At 60.9% G+C, this 23,029-nt stretch carries 20 protein-coding genes; 10 read left to right on the top strand and 10 right to left on the bottom strand.

All coding sequences use genetic code 11. The annotated features are described in order from the left end of the window. Positions 1 to 121: 121 nt before the first annotated feature. From PMI32_RS06505 to PMI32_RS06515, 3 genes are all read right to left on the bottom strand, one after another. A complete protein-coding gene (locus PMI32_RS06505) occupies positions 122 to 1,564 on the bottom strand; it encodes a catalase (protein ID WP_008032868.1) in 1,443 nt (480 codons plus the stop codon). A 72-nt stretch (positions 1,565 to 1,636) separates the two neighbouring features. Further along, positions 1,637 to 2,461, bottom strand: coding sequence for an alpha/beta fold hydrolase (locus tag PMI32_RS06510; RefSeq protein WP_008032867.1), 825 nt, complete (start codon positions 2,459 to 2,461; stop codon positions 1,637 to 1,639). A 31-nt stretch (positions 2,462 to 2,492) separates the two neighbouring features. Next, positions 2,493 to 3,068: a flavodoxin family protein gene (locus tag PMI32_RS06515; protein ID WP_008032866.1), complete on the bottom strand. Its 576-nt coding sequence runs from the start codon at positions 3,066 to 3,068 to the stop codon at positions 2,493 to 2,495. A gap of 406 nt (positions 3,069 to 3,474) precedes the next feature. Here PMI32_RS06515 and PMI32_RS06520 point away from each other — a divergent pair, with 406 nt between their 5' ends. Then, entirely contained in the window at positions 3,475 to 6,279 is a 2,805-nt protein-coding gene (locus PMI32_RS06520; protein ID WP_008032865.1) for an ATP-binding protein, read from the top strand. Here the strand turns inward: PMI32_RS06520 and PMI32_RS06525 are convergent. Together PMI32_RS06525 and PMI32_RS06530 are read right to left on the bottom strand one after the other, a co-directional pair. Next, entirely contained in the window at positions 6,244 to 7,728 is a 1,485-nt protein-coding gene (locus tag PMI32_RS06525; protein WP_008032864.1) for an ATP-binding protein, read from the bottom strand. The two genes, PMI32_RS06520 and PMI32_RS06525, sit on opposite strands and share 36 nt — an antisense overlap. 176 nt (positions 7,729 to 7,904) lie before the next feature. Then, positions 7,905 to 8,855 (bottom strand): GlxA family transcriptional regulator, encoded by a 951-nt coding sequence (locus tag PMI32_RS06530; protein ID WP_008032863.1) that lies wholly within the window; start codon positions 8,853 to 8,855, stop codon positions 7,905 to 7,907. A gap of 325 nt (positions 8,856 to 9,180) precedes the next feature. Here PMI32_RS06530 and PMI32_RS06535 point away from each other — a divergent pair, with 325 nt between their 5' ends. Next, entirely contained in the window at positions 9,181 to 9,903 is a 723-nt protein-coding gene (locus PMI32_RS06535; RefSeq protein ID WP_008032862.1) for a pirin family protein, read from the top strand. A gap of 117 nt (positions 9,904 to 10,020) precedes the next feature. On the opposite strand, the gene PMI32_RS06540 is transcribed toward PMI32_RS06535, so the two are convergent. Beyond that, positions 10,021 to 10,896, bottom strand: a complete 876-nt coding sequence (locus PMI32_RS06540; RefSeq protein ID WP_008032861.1) for a LysR family transcriptional regulator — start codon at positions 10,894 to 10,896, stop codon at positions 10,021 to 10,023. A gap of 112 nt (positions 10,897 to 11,008) precedes the next feature. Between PMI32_RS06540 and PMI32_RS06545 the strand changes: the two genes are divergently transcribed. The 3 genes from PMI32_RS06545 (at position 11,009) to PMI32_RS06555 (ending at position 14,436) form a co-directional block, all read left to right on the top strand. Next, entirely contained in the window at positions 11,009 to 12,220 is a 1,212-nt protein-coding gene (locus PMI32_RS06545; protein WP_008032860.1) for a YbfB/YjiJ family MFS transporter, read from the top strand. Between the two features lie 57 nt (positions 12,221 to 12,277). Then, a complete protein-coding gene (locus PMI32_RS06550) occupies positions 12,278 to 13,276 on the top strand; it encodes an NAD(P)H-quinone oxidoreductase (protein ID WP_008032858.1) in 999 nt (332 codons plus the stop codon). A 203-nt stretch (positions 13,277 to 13,479) separates the two neighbouring features. Beyond that, positions 13,480 to 14,436 carry an alpha/beta hydrolase gene (locus PMI32_RS06555; RefSeq protein ID WP_008032857.1) on the top strand — a complete coding sequence of 319 codons (957 nt, stop codon included), beginning with the start codon at positions 13,480 to 13,482 and terminating at the stop codon, positions 14,434 to 14,436. Positions 14,437 to 14,439: 3 nt separating this feature from the next. On the opposite strand, the gene PMI32_RS06560 is transcribed toward PMI32_RS06555, so the two are convergent. The 3 genes from PMI32_RS06560 to PMI32_RS06570 all read right to left on the bottom strand — a co-directional run bounded on the left by PMI32_RS06560 (position 14,440) and on the right by PMI32_RS06570 (position 18,212). After that, positions 14,440 to 16,254 carry an ABC transporter ATP-binding protein gene (locus tag PMI32_RS06560; RefSeq protein WP_008032856.1) on the bottom strand — a complete coding sequence of 605 codons (1,815 nt, stop codon included), beginning with the start codon at positions 16,252 to 16,254 and terminating at the stop codon, positions 14,440 to 14,442. Between the two features lie 162 nt (positions 16,255 to 16,416). Next, entirely contained in the window at positions 16,417 to 17,013 is a 597-nt protein-coding gene (locus PMI32_RS06565) for a DUF6338 family protein (RefSeq protein WP_008032855.1), read from the bottom strand. 170 nt (positions 17,014 to 17,183) lie between these two features. Next, a complete protein-coding gene (locus PMI32_RS06570) occupies positions 17,184 to 18,212 on the bottom strand; it encodes an AraC family transcriptional regulator (protein ID WP_008032853.1) in 1,029 nt (342 codons plus the stop codon). 166 nt (positions 18,213 to 18,378) lie between these two features. Between PMI32_RS06570 and PMI32_RS06575 the strand changes: the two genes are divergently transcribed. The 5 genes from PMI32_RS06575 (at position 18,379) to PMI32_RS06595 (ending at position 21,679) form a co-directional block, all read left to right on the top strand. Next, on the top strand, positions 18,379 to 19,230 hold the full coding sequence (locus PMI32_RS06575; RefSeq protein WP_008032849.1) for a 3-hydroxybutyryl-CoA dehydrogenase: 852 nt from the start codon (positions 18,379 to 18,381) through the stop codon (positions 19,228 to 19,230). After that, complete coding sequence (locus tag PMI32_RS06580; RefSeq protein ID WP_008032848.1) at positions 19,217 to 19,819, top strand: TetR/AcrR family transcriptional regulator; 603 nt, start codon at positions 19,217 to 19,219, stop codon at positions 19,817 to 19,819. The genes PMI32_RS06575 and PMI32_RS06580 overlap by 14 nt, the downstream gene beginning before the upstream one ends. 38 nt (positions 19,820 to 19,857) lie before the next feature. Continuing rightward, entirely contained in the window at positions 19,858 to 20,529 is a 672-nt protein-coding gene (locus PMI32_RS06585) for a hypothetical protein (protein WP_008032846.1), read from the top strand. A 188-nt stretch (positions 20,530 to 20,717) separates the two neighbouring features. Further along, on the top strand, positions 20,718 to 21,131 hold the full coding sequence (locus PMI32_RS06590) for a VOC family protein (protein WP_008032844.1): 414 nt from the start codon (positions 20,718 to 20,720) through the stop codon (positions 21,129 to 21,131). A 119-nt stretch (positions 21,132 to 21,250) separates the two neighbouring features. After that, entirely contained in the window at positions 21,251 to 21,679 is a 429-nt protein-coding gene (locus PMI32_RS06595) for a hypothetical protein (RefSeq protein ID WP_008032842.1), read from the top strand. Between the two features lie 104 nt (positions 21,680 to 21,783). On the opposite strand, the gene PMI32_RS06600 is transcribed toward PMI32_RS06595, so the two are convergent. Further along, positions 21,784 to 23,010, bottom strand: a complete 1,227-nt coding sequence (locus PMI32_RS06600) for an RtcB family protein (RefSeq protein ID WP_008032841.1) — start codon at positions 23,008 to 23,010, stop codon at positions 21,784 to 21,786. Between the last annotated feature and the right edge of the window lie 19 nt (positions 23,011 to 23,029).

Genomic DNA, 23,029 nt, shown 5'->3' with positions numbered 1-23,029 from the left:
GCCGGCTCCTACAAGGATTATGGGGTGTTCGGGGATTGAGGGTCGACACAAAACCTGTAGGAGCCCGGCTTGCTGGCGATGGCGATTTCATGGGCGCCATCGCCCGCAAGCCTGCCGCCTTTTACCTTAACGGCACCAACCGCTCCAACGCCTCGGCCACGCCAAATCCGTAGGCCGGATCGGCCTTGGTGCAGTTGTCGATATGACGCTGGCGGATTGCCTGCGGCACGCCCTTCATGGCGCGTGCGGTGTTGTCGAACAGCAACTGCTTGCGCACCGGATCGAGCAGTCGAAACAGGTTACCCGGCTGCTCGTAATGATCCTCTTCCAACCGATGATCATAATGCTGGGCAAAGCCTTCCAGCGGCAGCGGCGGCTCGGCCAGTTCCGGCGAGTCCTGCCATTCACCGACACTGTTCGGGAAGTAACTGGCGGTGCCGCCGAGGTTGCCGTCGGTGCGCATGGCGCCGTCGCGGTGGTAGCTGTGCGCCGGGCAGCGCGGCGCGTTGACCGGGATGTGGTTGAAGTTCACGCCGAGGCGATAACGCTGGGCATCACCATAGGAAAACAGCCGCGCCTGGAGCATGCGGTCCGGTGAAAAACTCACGCCCGGCACCACGTTGGCCGGCGAAAACGCTGCCTGTTCGATTTCGGCAAAGTGGTTTTCGGCGTTGCGATTGAGCTCCATGACGCCCACTTCAATCAGCGGGAATTCAGCGTGCGGCCATACCTTGGTCAAGTCGAACGGGTTGTGCCGATAGTTGAGCGCCTGTTCTTCCTCCATCACCTGAATGCACAATTTCCAGCGCGGGAAGTTGCCCTGTTCGATGACTTCGTAAAGGTCGCGCAGATTGCTTTCGCGGTCCTTGCCAACCACTGCTTCGGCCTCGGCGTCCGAGAGGTTTTCGATGCCTTGCTGGCAGACAAAATGAAACTTCACCCACACCCGTTTGTTGTCGCGGTCGATCAGGCTGAAGGTGTGACTGCCGAAGCCGTGCATGTGACGGAAGCTGGTGGGAATCCCGCGATCGCTCATCACGATGGTCACCTGGTGCAGCGCCTCGGGCAGCAGGGTCCAGAAGTCCCAATTGCTGGTGGCGTTGCGCAGGCCGGTGCGCGGGTCGCGTTTGACCACGTGGTTGAGGTCGGAGAAACGCAGCGGGTCGCGGAAGAAAAACACCGGCGTGTTGTTGCCGACAATGTCCCAGTTGCCTTCGTCGGTGTAGAACTTCACCGCGAAGCCACGGATATCACGCTCGGCATCCGCCGCGCCGCGTTCGCCGGCCACCGAGGAAAAACGCACGAACAGCGGCGTTTCCTTGCCCACCGAGCTGAAGATGCTGGCTTTTGTATAACGGGTGATGTCATGGGTGACGGTGAAGGTGCCGTAGGCGCCCGCACCCTTGGCGTGCATGCGCCGTTCCGGGATCAATTCGCGGTCGAAGTGGGCGAGTTTTTCCAGCAACCAGATGTCTTGCAAGAGCGCCGGTCCACGGGGGCCGGCGGTCTGGATATTGAAGTTGTCGGCCACCGGTGCCCCGGTGGCGTTGGTCAGCTTTTTCATGGTCAGGTTCTCGAAGGATTCGGCTCATCAGGAGCGAGAACGGCGCGGATCTACGCCCGCGCCGTGGGCACATCAACCCTTGAGGAACGCCAGCAGATCAGCGTTGAGCTGATCCTTGTGGGTATCAGTCAGGCCATGGGGCGCGCCGGGGTAGACCTTCAGCGTAGACCCCTTGACCAGTTTTGCCGAAGCAATGCCGGCGGCCTCGATCGGCACCACCTGGTCCGCGTCGCCGTGCACCACCAGCGTGGGGATGTCGAATTTCTTCAGGTCTTCGGTGAAGTCGGTTTCGGAGAACGCCTTGATGCAGTCATAAGCGTTCTTGTGGCCGGAGGTCATGCCTTGCATCCAGAACCAGTCGATCATGCCTTGCGACGGTTTGGCGTCCGGTTTGTTGAAGCCGAAGAACGGACCGCTGGCGAGGTCGATGTACAGCTGCGAGCGGTCGACCAGGGACGCCTGACGAATACCGTCAAACACCTCGATCGGCAGGCCACCGGGGTTGGCTTCGGTCTTGAGCATCAGGGGCGGCACCGCTGAAATCAGCCCGGCCTTGGCCACGCGCCCGGTGCCGTGGCGACCGATGTAACGCGCCACTTCACCACCGCCGGTGGAGAAACCGAACAGCACAGCGTCTTTCAGGTCGAGCCGTTCGATCAACTGCGCCAGGTCATCGGCGTAGGTGTCCATGTCGTTGCCGGTCCACGGCTGACTGGAGCGGCCGTGGCCACGACGGTCGTGGGCGATCACCCGGTAGCCTTTGGAGGCGAGGAAGATCATCTGCGATTCCCAGCTGTCGGCGTTCAGCGGCCAACCGTGGCTGAAGACGATGGGCTGGCCGGTGCCCCAATCCTTGTAATAAATCTCGGTGCCGTCTCGGGTGGTGAACGTGCTCATGCGATGTTTCCTCAGGAGGGTTGGGGGTGATTCAAACCGGTGAGTGGCTCAGGCGTTCAGCCAGCCGCGCCACGCGTTCGCCCAGGTGCGCGGCGGTGCAGCGATCTTCCGGGGGCGGTGCGAATTCGGGGGACTGTTCGACATTCGACTGCGCCATGGCGCCCAGCGAACTGCCGAGGCGATTGAGCTGCCCGTCGAACACACCGGTGCCGGAGCGTGCCGGCAGCAGGTCGAGGCCGACCCAGATCATCGAATGCTGCGCGGCGAACACCGCCATCTGCAGCAAGGTGTTGAGTTTGTCGCCACACAGGCAGCCGGAATTGGTGAAGCCCGCCGCGAGTTTGTCGCGCCAGGGTTGGGTCAGGTAGAACGCCGCCGTGGCTTCCATGAACCCCTTGAAGCGTGCCGAGGCGCTGCCCATGTAGGTCGGCGCACCGAAGATGATCGCGTCGGCGTTGTGCAAACGGTCCCAGTGCTGGTCCACGTCCTCGACCGAAATCAGCTGGCAGGTACTGCCCAGGTGCCGTTCCACACCTTGGGCCACGGCTTCGGCCATGACCCGTGTGTGCCCGTAGCCACTGTGATAGACCACCACCACGTTGCTCATTCCGGCGTCCTCATGACAAATAAATCCCTTTTCACAACACGCCCCCCCTGTAGGAGCCGGCTTGCTGGCGATGGCGATGTACCAATCGCCGACAACTTCGGCTGAAATACCGCAATCGCCAGCAAGCCGGCTCCTACAGTTTGAGCAGTTGCGGTGCTGGAGTTTTGGGCGTAGACCGGACGCAGGACGAGTTAAACGTTGTTAATTTTCCCTGGCGCGCCAAAAGCCCCGGCGCCTTCTACACGAGCGCCACGCCCAGTAAAAACGCAAAGAACAGGGAGGATCGCAAACCGGCAGTCCAAGTGAACACCCGGCAGTCAGTTGGCCAGCGCATTGCGCGAATGAACAAACCTGACGAATATGCTCGGTAACCGCGTACCAGACGGCTGCAAGCAGGAGTGACCCGTTGACCCTTTCCCCCGAACAGGCCATCCATTTCGGCCCTTACCGGATCTATCCCGGACAACGTCTGGTGATGGAGGCCGACCAGCCCCTGCGCCTGGGTCGGCGTGCCATGGACATTCTGTTGATCCTTCTGGAACACGCCGGAAATGTGGTCAGCAAACAGGAACTGATCGCCGGGGTCTGGCCCAAAAGCGTTGTCGAAGACATCAACCTGCGGGTGCACATGGCGGCGTTGCGCAAAGCCCTCGGCGACGGCCAGAACGGCCAGCGTTACATCGTCACCGTGGCCCAGCGCGGCTACAGCTTTGTCGCGCCGTTCTCGTTGGAGCACATCGAGCAACATCCGGCGAATGAAGCCCCCGCACCGAACGGCCACAACCTGCCCGTGCGGCGCACGCGCATGATCGGTCGCCAGTCCCTCGTCGACAGCCTGGTGGTCCAGTTGTCACGCCAGCGTTTCATTACGCTGGTCGGCCCCGGCGGCATCGGCAAAACCACCGTGGCCCTGCGCGTTGCCGAGCAATTGATCGGGCGCTACCGCGATGGCATTCGTCTGCTGGACCTGGCGCCGATCAACGATCCATCGATGATCAGCGCGCATCTGGCGACGCTGCTCGAACTGTCGTTGCATGACACCGACCCGATGAGCGGCCTCCCCGCGTTTTTGCGCGACCGGCAGATGCTGCTGGTGATCGACAACTGCGAACACCTGCTCGACGCCATCGCCGTGTTGAGTGAAAGCATCCTGCGCGCCGCGCCCGACGTGCACATCCTGACCACCAGCCGCGAGAGCCTGCGGGCCGAAGGCGAGTTCGTTCAGCGTCTTGAGTCACTGGACTGCCCGCCGCCCATTGCCGTGCTCGACCGCGCGCAGGCCCTGAGCTTTTCGGCCTTGCAGTTGTTTGTCGAACGGGCGATGGCCAGCCACGACAGTTTTGAACTGAGCGATGACGAGCTGCCGCTGGCGATTGAAATCTGCCGGCGCCTGGACGGTATTCCCCTGGCGATTGAACTGGCGGCGGCGCAAGTCGGCGGCCTCGGCGTGGGCGGCTTGCTCACGCAACTGCAAGGCAGTTTTCGCCTGCTCACCCAAGGCTGCCAGACCACCTTGGGTCGCCATCAAACCTTGCGCGCCACGCTGGACTGGAGTTTCGAACTGCTGAGTGCCTGTGAGCAAACCTGCCTGCGCCGACTGAGCGTGTTCAGAGGCGGCTTCACCCTGGAATCGGCAGCGGCAGTGATCGTCGGCGAACATATCGAACCCTGTGAGGTGTTTGGCTCGATCACACAACTGGTGGCCAAGTCGCTGCTGAACGTCGAGGTCGGCGACGAAGAAGTGTTCTACCGCCTGCTCGACACTACGCGCAGCTACGCCCTGGAAAAACTCGACCAGGCCGCCGACCTGCCGGGCACCCGCGAACGCCACGCCGAGCGTTGCCTGGCCTTGATGCATCAGGCTCAGCAGGACTGGGAGCTGATCGCGACGGCGACGTGGATCGAGCGTTATGCACGCAGTCTGGAAGATATTCGCGCAGCCCTCGATTGGGGCTTGGACGCACAAGGGCCGCAGACGTTGGCGATCCGCCTGACCGCGACATCGACGCCGCTCTGGCAGGAAATGTCGCTGCTCAAGGAGCACGGCGTGCATGTGCGCAAGGCGCTGGCCCTGCTGGATGCCGCACCCGAGCCCTGCCCCCGGCTGAAAATGGCCCTAAAACTGGCCCTCGGCAGCGCCTGCTACCACACCCAGGGCGGCACGGCGGAAACCGTCGAGGCCTTCGTCAGCGCCAGAACGCTGGCCAGGCACTGCAACGACGTGGCCGGTCAGTTACGTGCGGTGTCCGGGCACATGGCGGTCAACCTCTGCTGTGCCAACTATCAAATGGCCCTGGAGCAGAGCCAGCAGTTCGACCGGTTGGGACTGCACGGCGATGAAGTGTTGTCCCTCAGCACCCACCGTTTGCGGGTGCTGGCGCTGCACTTTGCCGGGAATCAGGAACAGGCGCGGGTGAATGCCGAAGAGGTGCTGCAGCGCATGGCCCAGAGCGGCCACCTCAACCGCTTCACCCACGGTTTTGGCGTGCAGTACGACCAGAGCGTCGCCGCCCTGACCATTCTGGCACGCATCCTCTGGCTGCAAGGCCGGCCGGAACAGGCGTGGCGCACCGCCCGGCAAGCGCTGGACATCGCGATGCAGATCAACCACGGCACGTCCATCTGCTACACCCTGGCGCTGGCCGGTTGCCTGATCGCCCACTACAACGGCGACACCCGCACCGCGCGCGAACTCTTGCGACTGCTGCTGGAACAAGCGCAAAAGCACTCGGTGCTGCTGTTCTACACTTGGGCCATGCACTACGCACAGGTGATCGACCACACCGAGTTGCGCTCCTCCCTTCTGCCGGGCGAGGGGTTGATCAAGGACATCATGGTGACGCTGGACACCGGTTTCGTCGATGACGACTTGTCACAACGGGCGGATACCGGCATGGCGGGCTGGAACACGGCGGAGATCCTGCGAGCCAGGGCTGAGGCGCTTCTGGCGCAAGAGCGCCCGTTGAACACCGACGCGGCCGAGGCCTTGCTGATCAGGGCCTTGAACGTCGCCAACCATCAGGGCGCCCTGGCCTGGGAACTGCGCAGCGCTACCTCGCTGGCACAGCTTTGGCAGCGTCAGGGTCGGCACCGGCAAGCCCATACGCTGCTGGCGCCGATCTACAACCGGTTCACCGAAGGTTTTGCCACGCCGGACCTGACGAAAGTCCGCCGGTTACTCGATGAGTTGCAGCGCCACGTGCCCGCTTGATACCCACCGCGCCCGGCTGATGTAGCGGGCGTAACGCATTTCAACGGTGCGCAATTCACCGCTGCCCTCGAGTTTCTCCAGGGCGTAGGTGCGGGTGGTGTTGAGGAAACGGTAGCGGGCCAGTCCGCCGCCCTGCTCCAGCGATAGCAACGATTTGAGCGCCAGACTTTCCACCCCTTCAATCAAGCGGGCAGGCAGCAATGCCGCGCAACTGATCACGCCAATGGCGGTATCCAGCGTAAAGGCCATCTTGAACACCGACAGACGCTGCAACACGGTTTGCTCCAGCGGGCTCAGTTGCTCATAGCTCCAGTCCAGCGCCGCTTTCAAGGTTTGATGCCGGGGCACGGCGGTGCGCCGGCCCTGGGTCAGCAGCTGAAAACAGTTATCCAGTTGAGCTTGCAGGCCCACCAGCGCCAACGCATCAATCTGCGCCGCCGCCAGTTCGATGGCCAGGGGCAGACCATCGAGCCGGCGACAGATTTCGCGCACGACCTTGAGGTCTTGTTCGCGCAGCACAAAGCCTTGCTGACGAGCACGGGCACGGCTGACGAACAGTTGCACCGCCGAATAGCCCATCGCTTCGGCCACACTGTGCAACGCCGAAGCCGGAGGCACCGCCAGTGGCGGCAAACGCTGGACCGTTTCCCCCTGCGCCTGGAGCGGCTCGCGACTGGTCACCAGGATCGACAGGCGTGGCGCCGCCATCAGCAGGTCCTCGACCAGTGTCCGGCAGCGTTCGAGCAGGTGCTCGCAATTGTCGAGCACCAATAACGCATGACGTTGCGCCCATGTCTCCAGGGTGGTTCCGACGCCCAGCTCAAGCGCCCGGGTCAGATGATCGACCACCTGCGCAGGGTCATCGATCACCGCCAGATCCACCAGCCAGACCCCATCCTGATAATGCTGCAAGAGCAGTTCGGCCACCCGCAACGCCACGGTGGTCTTGCCGATGCCGCCGGGACCGGTCAGGGTCATGAGGCGCCGAACCGGTAACTGCCGGACCAGACTGCCGACCAGCGAATCGCGCCCGATCACCGGCGACAGGCGCGCGGGCAGGTTGTGTTGAGGTTTCTGAACCGTTTCGATCGAGGCCAGCGTACTCGCCGGCACCCGCTGCACGGCTGCGATAAAGCTATAACCGCGCTGGGGAATGTTGACGATGTAGCGCTGCCCGTCCTGCCCGTCGCCCAGTGCGCGACGCAGTGCGGCGATGTGCACGCGCAGGTTGATCTCCTCGACCACCGAAGTCGGCCAGACGAGTGCGATGAGTTCGTCCTTGCTGACCACGTTGCCCGCGCGCTGGACCAGCACCTGCAAGATATCCAGGGCCCGCCCGCCCATGCGCAGCGGCCGGTCCCCGTCGAGGATCAGCCGTTGCCGCAGGTGAAACGCATAAGGGCCGAATCGCAGCACCGCTTCGTTGTTCAAATCACTGACGCTGTTCATGCAGGTCCACGTGCGCAAACCCTAAGCGGCTCAACGGATTGTCATTTCCATTGCGCGCCAGGCTCGCGCCTCCATTACAAAGAGTTCACGGGTATCTTCGCAGGCCTCGGTGACGGAACAACGACCACGATGGGAGCGTCACGGTCATCACGGTGCGCAAAACGGACAAAAAGGCACTAGCTGAACTGTTCGCGGTACTGGGACGGGGTCAACCCGAGTTTTTCACTGAACAGAAACCGCATGTGCCGCACACTGCCGAAACCACTTTTGAAAGCCACGGTCTTGAGCGGCAAGTCACTGGTTTCCAACAGATTTCTCGCACAGTCGATACGTGCGCTCTGGAGAAATTCCATCGGCGTCATGTTCACTTCCCGGGCGAACACCCTGGCGAAATGACGTGGACTCATGGTGGCCAGGCCGGCCATGCGCTCGATGCTGAAGGCTTCGTCGAGGTGGTCGAGCACATAGTTCTGCACGCGCGTCACCGGCGTTTCGTGAGGGGCCACCGTCGCCATCAACGGACTGAATTGCGCCTGTCCGCCCTGACGTTTCATCACCACCAGCAACACCTTGGCCACGTCCTGAGCGACTTTCTTGCCATGGTCTTCGGCAACCACCGCGAGTGCCAGGTCGATGCCGGCGGTGACGCCACCGGAGGTGATCAGGTTGCGGTCCTGAACAAAGATCTGATCGGTCTCCACCGTCGCCTTCGGGAACCCCTTGATCAGCCGTTCGGTGTAATGCCAGTGGGTGGTGACACGGTAGCCGTCAATCAGACCGGCATGCCCGAGCACGAATGCGCCGGTGCAGATCGAGCCATAACGTCCAGCCCGCTTAACCGCACCTTTGAGCCAGCCGAGCAACGGCGGGTGTTTTTCGTTGTAGGCCCCGGGACCGCCCGGCACCAGCAACAGGTCATACGCCTGATCCGCCTGATCGATATGCACATCGGCCTGCACGCTGACACCGTTGGAGGCACGCAACGCGCCGTGCTCGGTGCCGATGGTCGACAACACGTAACGCTCGGCCGGTTCCAGATAACGATTGGCGATGGAAAACACCTCCATGGGCCCGGCCATGTCGAGCAGGAGAAAATCAGGGAACAGCACCATTGCCACGGTTTTCATGGGTTCAAAATCACTGAAATCAAAAAAAAATACTGGCCGTACATCGCCCCCTGTAGGAGCCGGCTTGCTGGCGATAGCGGTGGGTCAGTCGACATGATTATTGTCTGAACGGACGCCATCGCCAGCAAGCCGGCTCCTACAGGGTTACGTGTACGGCATGAAGGCTGTGCTGTGCATTATGGCCAAGTGCGGGGGGATCAGCCTGTTTATTATTGTCAATCTCAAAGGGACAGTATTTCAATTTCCATCTACTTATTGCACCACAGGATAAACATTAACCTTCTCCTCACTCGGACGAATCAACGTCCCCACAGGAGATTTCATCATGCTGACCCTTCGCAAAGCTTCCGATCGCGGCTTGGCCAATCATGGTTGGTTGAAGTCGTTCCATACCTTTTCCTTCGCCAACTACCGCAACCCGAAAGAGCAGGGTTTTTCCGACCTGCTGGTGATCAACGATGACCGCGTCGCGGCAGGCAAAGGCTTTGGCCAGCACCCACACCGTGACATGGAGATTTTCTCCTACGTGCTTGAAGGCGCCCTGGAACACAAGGACACCCTGGGCACCGGTTCGGTGATCCGCCCCGGTGACGTGCAACTGATGAGTGCCGGCAGCGGCGTGGCACACAGCGAGTACAACCACTCGGCGACCCGTGGCGTGCACTTCCTGCAAATCTGGATCGTGCCGGACGTCAGCGGCGCCAAACCGCGCTATCAGCAAGAGCATTTCAATACACAGAAGAAACGCGGGCGTCTGCAACTGATCATCTCCCCCGAGGGGAAAAACGGTTCGCTGAAGGTGCGCCAGGATGCGCGGGTGTATGCCGGCCTGATCGATGGCAAGGAAAGTGCCACGCTGGAACTGGCCGCCAATCGTTATGCCTACGTGCATGTGGCGCGCGGCAGCGTCGAACTCAACGGCCTGCAATTGCAGGAAGGCGATGGCGTGCGGGTTCGCGATGAACAGTTGCTGACCCTGAGCAACGGCGTGGATGCCGAAGTGCTGGTGTTTGACCTGCGTCCTCAGGAATTGCCTGAAATGCCGTAACGTTGAAACACGCCCCTTGTGGGAGCGGGCTTGCTCGCGAACGCGGATTGCCAGTCAGCATCAATGTTGAATGACTGGCCGCATTCGCGAGCAAGCCCGCTCCCACAGGGGCGTGCGTTACTCACCCGTCCCCGCAAACCCCGCAACAATCTCATCGATCACCACCCGCACCCTCGCGGTATGCCGCAAGTCCGCGTGCGTCACCAGCCATATGTCATACGGCACCGGCCGTGTGCGTTCCGGCCATAGCCTGACCAGCCCGTCGCGCTCCCCCATGTACACCGGAATTTCCCCCAGCCCGATCCCCGCGGCAATCGCCCGGCGCACCAGCAGACTGGAGCTCAGGCTCGAAACGATGCGCCCGCGTCCCAACGGTTCCGAGACCAGCGTGATGTCTTTGTTGCTCTGCAAATACGGTTGATACACCACCAGATCATGCCCCTCGAACGCCGAACCCGGTGCCGGTACACCGTGGGTGTCCACATACTCCCGGGAGGCAAACAGGCCCACCGGCCAACGCGCGATGCGTCGGGCGATCAGGTCCGGGTTGTCTGGCCGGGTGTTGCGCACGGCGATGTCGGCTTCGCGTTTCGACAGGCTCAGAATCTGCGTCGAAGCGTCCAGTTGCACGCGCACGTCGGGGTGCTGTGCGTGCAAGCGGGCAATCGCCGGGATCAGGAAGTCGATGGCCATGGAGTCCGTGGTGCTGACCCGAACGATACCGGTCAGCCGGTCGTCGAGCCCTTGAATCTGGCGCTGCATCTCCAGTGCGGAGTGCTCCATTTTCTCCACGGCTTTCAACGCGGCTTCACCGACGGCTGTCAGCGCGTATCCCTCCGAAGTACGCAGAAACAGCGTCGCACTCAAGGACTTCTCCAGTGCTGTGATCCGCCTCCCGACGGTGGCCTGATCGACCCCCAGCACCCGCGCCGCGCCACGTAACGTCGATTCCCGGCATACGGCCAAAAACACCCTGGCGTCATCCCAATTCATAGGTTTCTCCACTGCTGCATATACGCATCACCATAACGCAAAATCGCTGCGTTATTGCATCAATGAACCTGGATAAGCTGGGCACCATAGATAAACCTGGAGGACGGCTCCCATGCCCAGCACATCAACCACCCCGAGCAGCGCGATCTGGCTGCCGATTTTCGCCGGCCTCTGCGCCAGCCTGGTCAGCATCGGCCTGGCGCGGTTCGCCTACACGCCGTTGATTCCCTCGTTGATCCAGGCGCACTGGTTTTCCGCCAGCGACGTGGTGTACCTCGGCGCCGCCAATCTGGTGGGTTACCTGATTGGTGCGCTGATCGGCCATCCGCTGGCCCGTCGGACCTCCAACAAAAGCGCCCTGCGCCTGATGATGCTGGCGGTGACGCTGTCGTTTTGCGCGTGTGGCTTTCCGTTGTCGGTGAGCTGGTTCTTCGGCTGGCGATTGCTGTCGGGCGTCGCTGGCGGCGCGATCATGGTGTTGGTGGCCGCGACCGTGCTGCCGCATGTGCCGGCGTCCCGCCGAGGGCTGGCCAGTGGTGCGATTTTCCTGGGCATCGGTTTGGGTATCGCCGGCTCCGGGACGATTGTGCCGCCGCTGTTGAGCCTGGGTTTGCAGAACACCTGGTTCGGTCTCGGCGCGCTGGCATTGGTGCTGACCGTCGCCAGTTGGTTCGGTTGGCCGTCAGCCACGCATGCGGCCACCGCGGCACCGTCCGCTGAACCCTCGACGATGCCGACTGACCCGAACGTTTACCTGCTGTTCGCCCAATACGCGTTCATGGCTGCCGGGCTCGTGCCCGCCATGGTGTTCCTGGTGGATTACGTTGCCCGCGGGCTCGGGGCTGGCGCGCACATTGGCGCTCTTATCTGGGTGATGTACGGCCTCGGCGCGATTATCGGGCCGGTGAGTTACGGTTTTCTGGCTGACAAACTGGGCGCACGGCTGAGCATTCGCCTGGTGCTGGTGGTGCAGGCAGTTGCAGTCGGTTTACTGTCGATTTCAAGTGATTTCACTGCGCTGGCCTTGCTGGCGGTGATCCTCGGCTCGTTCCCGCCAGGTATCGTGCCGCTGGCATTGGCCCGGGTTCACGAACTGATCCCGAACCATCATCAACAGCAGATTGCCTGGAGTCGCGCCACCGTGTCGTTCGCCACGTTCCAGGCGATTGCCGGGTTTGCATATTCGGCGTTGTTCAACGCCAGCGGCGGGCATCACGCGCTGTTGTTCATCCTCGCAGCGGGCGCCATTGTCGTAGCCCTGCTGCTGGAGCAAGGCACGCGCTTGCTGAATCGTCGCGGCCGGCGGCAACCTGTATTGAGCTGAGTCACCGACGGCTTGATGTGGCCCCACTTACTGAACAGTTCCAGACAGGACACTCACATGAATCTGCCCCACACCATGACCCTGATCGAAATCACCGAACCCGGCGGCCCGCAGGTATTGAAGCCACGCCAGGCGTCAGTACCAACCCCGGGGCCGGGCGAAGTGCTGATTCGCGTGCACGCTGCCGGGGTCAATCGCCCCGACGTGATTCAACGTGCCGGCAAGTACCCGATGAAACCCGGCATGAGCCCGATTCCGGGCCTGGAAGTGGCCGGTGAAGTGGTGGGGGTCGGTAAAGGTGTCAGCGAATTTATCGTCGGCGACAACGTCTGCGCGCTGACCAACGGCGGCGGTTACGCACAATACTGCGTCGCGCCGGCCGGCCAGACGCTGCCGATTCCTCAAGGCATGGATTGGGTGCACGCGGCGGCGGTCCCGGAAACCTTCTTCACCGTGTGGGCCAACCTGTTTGACATGGGCGGCGCTGCCAAAGGTCAGCGCGCATTGATCCATGGCGGCACCAGCGGCATCGGCACGACCGCGTTGATGCTGTGTCGCGAATTCGACGTCAAGGCCTTCGCCACGGCGGTCAGTGAGGAAAAGTGCGCGGCGATCCGTACGTTGGGCGCCGAAGCGATCAACTATCGCGATCAGGATTTCGCCCAGGTCATCCAGGAAAAAACCGCCGGCAAGGGCGTCAATGTCATTCTCGATATCATGGGCGGCTCGTACCTGAATTCAAACATCGCGGCACTGGGCATGGAAGGTCGACTGGTAATGCTGGGCTTTCTCGGCGGCGCCCACGCCAAGGACGTCGACCTGTTGGCGATCATGAGCAAACGCGCCATCGTGACGGGCTCGTTGCTGCGCCCACGCACCGTGGAAGAAAAAGCCTCGATTGCCGAGCAGTTGCGCGAATACGTGTGGCCGGTGCTCGCTGCCGGGCGTTGCCTGCCGATGATCGACAAGGTTTATTCGTTGGCCGAGGCGGCACAGGCGCATGCGCGGATGGAAGGTGGCGAGCACATTGGCAAGATTGTGTTGCGGGTGGATTGATCTGCAATTGTCGCGCCCCCCTGTAGGAGCAAGCTTGCTCGCGATAGCGGTGTGTCAGTCGACAGCATTGCTTAATGTGCCACCGTCATCGCGAGCAAGCTTGCTCCTACAAGGAGGGTTGGTGAACGGCTGTCGAAAATGTTCCCCCCGCCGACACGCTTCTGTTAAAAACCGGACTTCAGTTTTTACCGACGGACCATCCGATGCCCTCCTCTCCGCTCACACGCCTGCGCCGACGCTGGCTGCCCTTGCTGTGCATGGCCGCGCTGATTGTCGGCCTGCCGGTGAGTTGCGGCGTGCTTGAGCACACCGAGCGCGAGCTGCTGTTTCGTATCGAACCGGGCACGGCGGGCTGGTATCGCGGTTTGCCGAAGGACGTTCAAGAATTCGACATCCAGCCCGCCAGTTTCAAGGAGGGGCAAAACCTGCATGCCTGGTGGTGGCCGGCGGCTCGTCGTGATGCGCCTTCGATCCTCTATTTGCACGGCGTGCGCTGGAACCTCACCGGCCAGGCGTTTCGCATCGAACAATTGCGCGCCATGGGCTATTCCGTCCTGGCGATCGACTACCGCGGGTTTGGTCAGAGCAAAGGCGATCTGCCGTCGGAAGCCAGCGTGTATGAAGACGCACGAGCTGCCTGGGAACGCTTCACAACGATGCAACCGGACGCCAGCAAGCGCCTGATCTATGGCCATTCCCTCGGCGGTGCGGTAGCCATCGACCTCGCGTCAGACCTGGCCGCGCAGGCGAAAAAGAACCATGTCGCCGTCCCGGTGCGCGGTCTGGTGATCGAGTCCACGTTCACGTCACTGGGCGATGCCGTGGCCCAAGTGGCCGAAAGTAACCTGCCAGTGAAATGGCTGCCGGTGCGCTGGCTGCTGTCGCAGAAATTCGATTCCATCGACAAGATCGTCGACATCGACATGCCGCTGCTGGTCGTGCATGGCCTGGCCGATACATTCATGCCTTCGCGCTTCAGCCAGCAGTTGTTCAACGCCGCCAGCGAGCCCAAGCGCCTGTTGTTGGTGCCGGGTGGCACGCACAACAACAGCATGAGTTTGGGCGGCACCCAGTATCGCCAGGCACTTGAAGGCCTGATGAAAGCAAAACCGCCGCAGATGGCCGGGCCGGCAGTGGCTCGCGGTTCTCAGGACTCCTGACGTTTAGCGATAACCTCGCGCCTGCAAGTTGAACAATTGCGCGTAACGCCCTCCGGCGGCCACCAGACTGGCGTGATCGCCGCGCTCAAGAATCGCCCCCTGATCCAGCACGATGATGTGGTCGGCATTACGCACGCTGGAAAAACGGTGGGAAATCAACAGCGTCATGCGGCCTTCGGTGTGCTCGCTGAAATGCTCGAACACCGCCGCTTCCGCCGCCGGGTCGAGGGCTGAGGTCGGCTCATCCAGAATCAGGATATCGGCGTCACGGCGCATGTAGGCACGGGACAAGGCAATCTTCTGCCATTGCCCGCCGGACAGTTCCTGGCCGCCGGCAAACCAGCGGCCCAATTGGGTGGCATAGCCGCGATCCAGACGCTCAATGAAAGGCGCAGCCATGCCCTCGGCGGCAGCGGCTTGCCAGCGCTGCTCATCGTTGAACGCCAGGGTGTCGCCGACACCGATGTTCTCGCCCACGGAGAACTGGTAGCGAATATAGTCCTGGAAAATCACGCCGATACGCCGGCGCAGCGCATCTTCGTCCCATGCCTGCAAGTCACTGCCGTCCAGCAGGATGCGCCCCTGATCGGGACGGTACAGACGGGTCAGCAGCTTGATCAGCGTGGTCTTGCCCGAACCGTTCTCCCCCACCAGCGCCACGCTGTGCCCCGGCACGAGGTGCAGATCGATGCCCTCCAGCGCCGCGCGGCTCGCGCCCGGATAGCTGAACCCGACGTTTTCGAACCGCAGACCATCGCCGGGCAGCGCGCCTACGGTCAGGTTGCCGGAGTCGGCCACCACGGGCTCAGCCAGGTATTCATAGAGGCTGGACAGATACAGTCCGTCTTCGTAAAGACCACTGATGGCGCTCAAGCTGCTGCTCACTGCCGTCTGCCCCTGCTTGAACAGCACCAGGTACATGGTCATCTGGCCGAGGGTGATGCTGCCGTGGACGGTGTCGACCACCACCCACGCGTAGGCCAGATAAAACGCCCCCGTGCCCAGTAACCCCAGGACAAAACCCCAGCCATCGCGGCGCAGGGTCAGCCGACGGTCTTCAGCGTAAAGACGCGCGAACGTATCGCGATAACGCTTCAACAGCAGTGGCGCGAAGCCAAACAGTTTGACCTCTTTGATGTAGCCCTCGTGGGAGAGCAGCGTCTCGATGTAGTTCTGCTGCCGACTCTCCGGCGCACGACGGGTAAACAGCCTGAAGGCGTCCCCGGAAAAATGTGCTTCGGCAAAAAATACCGGCAACGCACCCACCACCAACAACACCAGCGCCCACGGCGAAAAATGCACCAGCAACACGCCAAAACTGATCAGCACGATCAGGTTCTGGATCAGCCCCAGCGACTTCATCACCAGCGCCAACGGCCGGGTCGACGCCTCGCGCCGGACCCGCACCAGCTTGTCGTAGAACTCGGAATTCTCGAACTGCACCAGCGACAACGTCTGGGCTTTCTCCAGAATCATCGTGTTGACCTTCTGCCCCAACTGCACTCGCAACAGCGATTGCTGAACCGACAGCGCCCGTTGGGTCCCGGACAGCAATGCGAGCACACCGGCTTCAAACAGCACGTAACGCACCACCGGCCACAACGGCGCACTGCCCTGCTGCGCGTGCAGTTGCATGGCGAAAACCACCGCGTCGACGATGCGTTGGCCAAGCCAGGCAGCCAATGCCGGGAGTACGCCTGCGATCAGGGTCGCCAGCACCAGGCCCAGAAACAACCCGCGAGAAGTAGCCCAGACAAGGAGCAAGGCGCGTCTGGCCTGATCGAGCAATGAGGTGACGCGGGAAAGGGCCGCTGGCATGTTTATCGGTTGCGCTTGCGCGGTCTCTCGACTTCTCTTCTTGAAGGTGGAGGCCCGATTGGAATCACCAGCCCGGGGGGAGGAGGACCACCATTTTCCCATTCTTCCATTAACCGCCTCAGTTCAGGCGGCATTACGGTCGGCATCTTGCACGTCATTTGATCACCCTATTGTTTTTGCGAACTCGACCCACTGTACTTTTGAAGCATCAATAACAATAACCTTGGCCCTGACAGGCAACGGATTGTCGTGGTTATCAATCCAGCGAGGAAACTCGAGAACAAACTGTCCGTTTGCAGGCTCCGATGGCCATTCGCTTGGCCAACCAAACAGACGCTTCCCTCCGATCAAATGCAGTATTACGAATCCCTGCCTCGATAAAAAAGCACTGTACCACTCGCTGGGGAACGAATTTTTGGTGGTGACTTTCAGCTTCCTGAGTAACGCATGAAGCTTGTCGCTGTTCGCGATGTGGCACGAAAGAACCCCCATCACCACCGCAATAACTGCTGACCATAAAGCCTCCGATTTCTTGTCCCACACGCCGACTGAGAAAAACCGCTCTCCCGTCAATAGCAACACCCCCTCCAAACCGACTACCAGCGACTGAATCACAAACGTGAAAATCAACGCCTGGACTATCTGCCCAAAGGTATCGGGTCGCTTGAACGCCGTGAGCGAGTAAAAGATCCAGGTTGCTAAAAACCCCGGGAGCAAATACTGCAGTAGCGGAATGACTTCCTTGACCAAGCTATCCATGCCATTTCCAATCCATTGAAAAATTCGACTCGGAGCAAATAAATACAGCACCTCTACAGCCTGTGTCATCCACTGCTGAAGTGCGGTAGTCACAAGAGATTTCGGGACTACAGGCGGGACTACAAGCGAAAAACCCTCCTACATTCAACAAGGAAAAACTGGACAAAAACTCAATCCAGATCCGACGTTACGTGCTCCAAAAACCGCGCTCGATAACGCCCCGGACTCTCCCCCGTCCACTTCTTGAACGCCCGGTGAAATGCACTCGGCTCCTGAAACCCCAACTGTTCGGCAATGTCACCGATGCTGGCCTTGCTCTGCCGCAATTGCTCAAACGCAACCCCGCGCCGCACCTCGTCCTTGATTTCCTGATACGAACACCCTTCCCGCTCCAGCTTGCGGCGAAAGGTGCTGGGGCTCAGATGTTGTTCCAAAGCAAAGGCCTGCAAGGTCGGCCATTGGCTGTAGTGGCTGTTGCGCAAACGCTGGTGGACTTGCGACGCGAGCCCATGCTGGTTTCGGAAGCGAATCACCAGCCATTGCGGCGCGGTGCGCAGAAACACTTTCAGCGAAGCCAGGTCCTGGACCACCGGCAAGCGCAGGTAGTGGCTGGCGAATTCGATTTCGGTGCGTTCAGCGCCGAAGGTCAGGTTAGGCCCCCAGAGCAAACGGTCATCGCTGAGGGACACGCGCTTATGGCGGAAGTCCGCGCGGTCGATGGGGATGCGCCGACCACCCAGCCAGCACATCAGGCTGATCATCAGTACCAGAAAAGTTTCTTCGCCAAAACGCGCAACATCATCGTTTTTCGCGCAGGTATCCAGGCTGATGACCGCACGTTTGCCGCGCACCGTCAGCGTGCCGCGAAAATCGCGAAGGAACAGGGCAAAGTTGTTCAGGCACTGGCGCATGGCTTTGTGCAGGTCGGGTTCCTGAATCAAGGCCCGGCAAATCAGGGCGAAGCTGCCCGGCGGCATGCCGTGGGAGTCGAGCCGGAAGAACTCGTCATCGAGCTCTCGGATCTGGATCAACCAGAGTGCAGCAAACTCACTGGCCGGCACCCGCGACACGGGCTGTTCGATCAACGCCGGATCGATGCCTGCCTGTTCCAGAGCAGCCCGCCGCCGCTGCGGATTGTCCCCCAGCCCATGGATCATCGCCTGCACGAAGTAGGCGGCCACCGAATCCTTTTCCCGCATCTGAACGCTTCGCTCCCCATCACCCGAATGGCAAAAAACACCAGCACCGTTGAACAGTTCCGGCATAGGACAACCGCCCCGCCGGTTCTAGACTCGCGGCCAATAGTACGCCTTCGGCCGCTGTGGCGGCCAAGGTATCGCAGGGTTTGACCGGAAGGACGTGTACATGAATCTGCAAAACATTGGCGTGATCGGCGCAGGCACCATGGGCAACGGCATTGCACAAGTCTGCGCCCAGGCAGGGTTCAACGTGACCTTGATCGATATCTCCGAGAGCGCCCTGCAAAAGGCTGTTGCGACCGTCGGCAAAAACCTCGACCGGCAAGTTGCCAAGGACACGCTGACAGAAGCTCAAAAGCTCGCCGCCCTCGACAAGATCCGCACCAGCACCGACTACAGCAGCTTGCACAACGTGCAACTGGTGATCGAAGCCGCCACCGAAAACCTCGACCTGAAACTGCGCGTGCTGCAACAAATCGCCGCGCAGGTCAGCGCCGAATGTGTGATCGCCTCCAATACGTCGTCACTGTCGATCACCCAGCTTGCCGCCAGCGTCAGCCAGCCTGAACGTTTCATCGGCCTGCACTTCTTCAATCCGGTGCCGGTGATGGGCCTGATCGAAGTGATTCGCGGCCTGCAAACCAGCGATGCAACCCACGCCCTGGCGCTGGACATGGCAACCACCCTGGGCAAAACCGCGATCACCGCCGGCAACCGTCCGGGCTTTGTGGTCAACCGGATTCTGGTGCCGATGATCAACGAAGCGATCCTGGTGTTTCAGGAAGGCCTGGCCAGCGCCGAAGACATCGACGCCGGGATGCGCCTGGGTTGCAACCAGCCCATCGGCCCGCTGGCACTGGCCGACCTGATCGGCCTGGACACCGTGCTGGCGATTCTTGAAGCCTTCTACGACGGTTTCAACGACAGCAAATACCGCCCCGCGCCACTGCTCAAGGAAATGGTTGCCGCCGGTTATCTGGGACGCAAGACGGGGCGTGGCTTCCATGCCTATGCCTGAGCGTTGCTCACGTTTCGCCGAGTACCGCGACAAGGTGCTGGAGCTGTTTGCCAGCAAAGGTTTCGGTCAGGTCGGCATGCGTGAGCTCGCGACGTGCCTGGGGCTTTCCCCGGGTTCGTTGTATCACCATTACCCCAGCAAACAGCACTTGCTGCTCGACCTGATCGAGGAGTTCTACGAAGAGCTGTTGGCAACCCTGGGGCGCATCGAGCAAAAGTCTCCGGCCAAGCGCGACAGGCTCAACAGCCTGATCCGCGCGCATTTGAATCTGCATCAGGAAATGCCCTGGCATTTTCGTCTGGTGGAACGCGACAGCGGCTGCCTGAATGACGAACAGCAGGCGCGCGTTCGGCAGTTGCGCGAACAGTACGAACGCACATTGCTGCTGATGCTCGGGACCAAACCCCGCCTCAGTGAACAGGCGCAACAGGCCGCCGGGCATGCCATCGCCAATCTGCTGAACAGCGCGCCCTGCTGGCTGGCGCACCATCTGCTGGATGAGCCTGAGCGTAATGAACTGCTGGAAAACCTCGTGGCTGGGGCCATTGAGCGTTTGCTGCGGCCCTCGGTGCCACGCGCAGCGGCCTGAGAAACCGGACTGGTTTCAGTGGATCGAGCGAACCACCGATGCAAAGCGTAAACCCACGCAGCATAATGGCGCGCCCTCAAACACAAAAAGGACTTCGTGTGTTATCCCGCCCCCGCACCCTCTGGTCATGGCTCTACTATCCCCTGAGCTGTATCGCCGTCTCCGTACTGACGCTGCACATCGCCGCCTTTGACTGGTTGCTGATAACGCCCATCGATGTCGGCGGCACTTTTATGGGGGGAGGCATGGCAACCCAGCTTTATCTGATGGGCTGGGGCGCTGCCAGCGTCGCCCTGTTGCTTGCCGTGGTGTGTCGTTTGCCCGGATCAATCTACGGCTGGATCAGTGCCGGACTTTTGCCCGTGGGCATTGGCGCCTGGTGGCAACTGGACTATCCGGCAAACGCCGACCAAATGATTTTGAGTACCAGCCGACAGGAGATCGGCGTGGCCATGCTGATCGGCGCAGTGTTGCTGTGCAGCGGCCTGTATGCCCGCTCGAGGATCAAAAGCCGCGCCTCAAAAACATCGCCGTCACGCTCTGCAATGTCGGGGCGAATGGCCGTGGCGACCACGCTGCTCATCTTGTTTGTCGGCGTGCCCATGGCCATTTTCAAGCAACAGTCGTTACCGCACTGCGCCTTCAACGAAGCCGGTCAACAGTTGACGGTCTGCCTGGGCGAAGACGATGTCCCGGTGGTCGTGGATTGAGCGATAACCCGCACCGTTTCAATAGAAAAAACATCTAAACGATTTTTGCCAATCACCACCTCTAAGACTTTGCTAATGCCGTTGTAGGAGCGTGCGGTCTGGATAAACGCGGCGTTTTGGAGACCATCGCGAGCAGGCTCGCTCCTACAGGAAAACCCACCTCCGTCTGTTGGCAACGGGAGCAAACAATGAAAATCAATCCCTACCTCATCTTCAACGGCGACTGTAAAGCCGCGTTCACTTTCTATGCCCAGGCCCTTCAAGGCCAGCTCGACGTCATGATGACCTTCGGTGAAAGCCCGGCGCGCGAGCACTTTGCGGCGGACCTGCACAACCTGATCATTCATACCCGCCTGTCGGTGGGCGATCAGGCGATCATGGGGTCGGACACCACACCTGATCGCCCCACGGATGACATGGCCGGTTGTTCGGTCTCGCTGAATGTCGACAGCATTGCCGAGGCGGAACGGGTCTTCAACGCATTGGCGGAAGACGGCAGCGTGCAAATGCCCCTGGAAGCGACCTTCTGGGCCGCGCGTTTCGGGATGCTGGTCGACCGGTTTGGTGTGTCGTGGATGGTCAATTGCGAAAAGGATCAGTGACTTTACCGGCAAGCAAACGCCCAACCTGAAAAGGCTGGGCGTTCTGGACACTCCCGGACCGTCTGCTACCGTCAACAGGCCACCCCGCCTCACAGCAGAACCGTCGGAGGAAACCCACCATGCCTGCCCATGACGCGCCCTGGTCCACCCGTTTGAAAATATCGCTGCTGGCGACAGCGCTTGCCGGAACCCTGCTGGGTTTGAGTGGTTGCGCCACGGTCGATGCCCGGACCACTGCTTATGTGGGTGTCGAGCATCCCGCGCCGACGCTGGCCAGTGAAGTGGTGGTGTTGCGTACCGAACCCCTTCGCCCGCACATTCGATTGGGTGAAGTGCTGATCGATGCCAGCGTTGATCCTGCCCCCCCGATCACCCAGGTAGAAGGAAAACTTCGGGACGAGTCAGCCAAGCTCGGTGGCGATGCCGTGGTGGTGGTCTACGACCATATCCAGCCGATGGGCGCTTATGTCAACGGGCCGCTGTGGGCTCGCGATGTAAGAACCATTGAGGGACGCAAGCTCAAAGGGATCGTGATCAAGTATCGGTAGATCAAAAGATCGCCGCCTCGTTTCACTCGACAGCTCCTACATTGGAATGCGTATCCCCAGTAGGAGCTGTCGAGTGAAACGAGGCGGCGATCTTTGCATTGCGCCTAACCCTTCACGCACACCACCTGACGCAAGGTATGCAGCACTTCCACCAGCTCGCGTTGGGCGTGCATCACGCGGTCGATGTCTTTGTAGGCCATCGGTATTTCATCGATCACCGCCGCATCCTTGCGGCACTCGACGTGGGCGGTGGCGCGGATCTGATCTTCGACGGTGAACAGGCTTTTCGCTTTGGTACGGCTCATGGTGCGGCCAGCGCCGTGGCTACAGGAGCAGAACGATTGCTCGTTGCCGAGCCCGCGAACGATGAAGCTTTTCGCGCCCATCGATCCCGGAATAATCCCCAGCTCCCCCTTCTGCGCCGACACCGCGCCTTTGCGGGTGACCAGGATTTCCTGACCAAAATGCCGTTCTTTCTGCACGTAGTTGTGGTGGCAGTTCACCGCCTCCAGGGCGACGTCGAACGGTTTGCCGATCACTTTCCGTGCCGCCTGAATCACCGATTGCATCATCAACGCACGGTTCTGCCTGGCGAAATCCTGGGCCCAACCGACGGCTTCAACGTAATCATCAAAATGCCGGCTGCCTTCTTCGAAGTAAGCCAGGTCACGGTCCGGCAAATTGGCGATGTGCTGGCGCATGTCGGCCTGGGCCAGTTGAATGAACAAGCAGCCAATGGCGTTGCCAACCCCGCGTGAGCCGCTGTGCAGCATGAACCAGACCCGATTGGCCTCATCCAGGCACACTTCAATGAAGTGGTTGCCGCTGCCCAACGTGCCCAAGTGCCCTCGATTGTTGGTGCTGGCGAGTTTCGGGTATTTGTCGGTGATCGCCTTGAACCGTGGGTTCAAGGCAGACCAGGCATGATCGGCCTGTTTCGGAACGCTGTCCCAGGCACCTTTGTCCCGCACCCCACGACCAACGGTGCGCCCATGGGGCACCGCTTTTTCGATCGCACAACGCAAGCCATGCAGGTTGTCCGGCAAATCAGCGGCGGTCAGCGACGTGCACGCGGCGATCATGCCGCAGCCAATATCCACCCCGACGGCGGCCGGGATGATCGCGCCCACGGTAGGAATCACACTGCCGATGGTCGAGCCCTTGCCCAGGTGCACGTCGGGCATCACCGCCAAGTGCTTGAAGATGAACTGCATCTTCGCGGTGTTGATCAATTGCTGCCTGGCTTCGTTTTCTACCGGAACGCCTTCGGTCCAGAGCTTGATCGGTTTGCCGTTGGCGACTTCCAGCAGTTGATAGGTTCGGTCTTGCATGATTCGGTTCTTTCCGATG

This window comes from Pseudomonas sp. GM60 (assembly GCF_000282415.1).
In the GTDB taxonomy this organism is placed as follows: domain Bacteria; phylum Pseudomonadota; class Gammaproteobacteria; order Pseudomonadales; family Pseudomonadaceae; genus Aquipseudomonas; species Aquipseudomonas migulae.
This window is presented reverse-complemented; position numbering and strand designations above follow the sequence as displayed.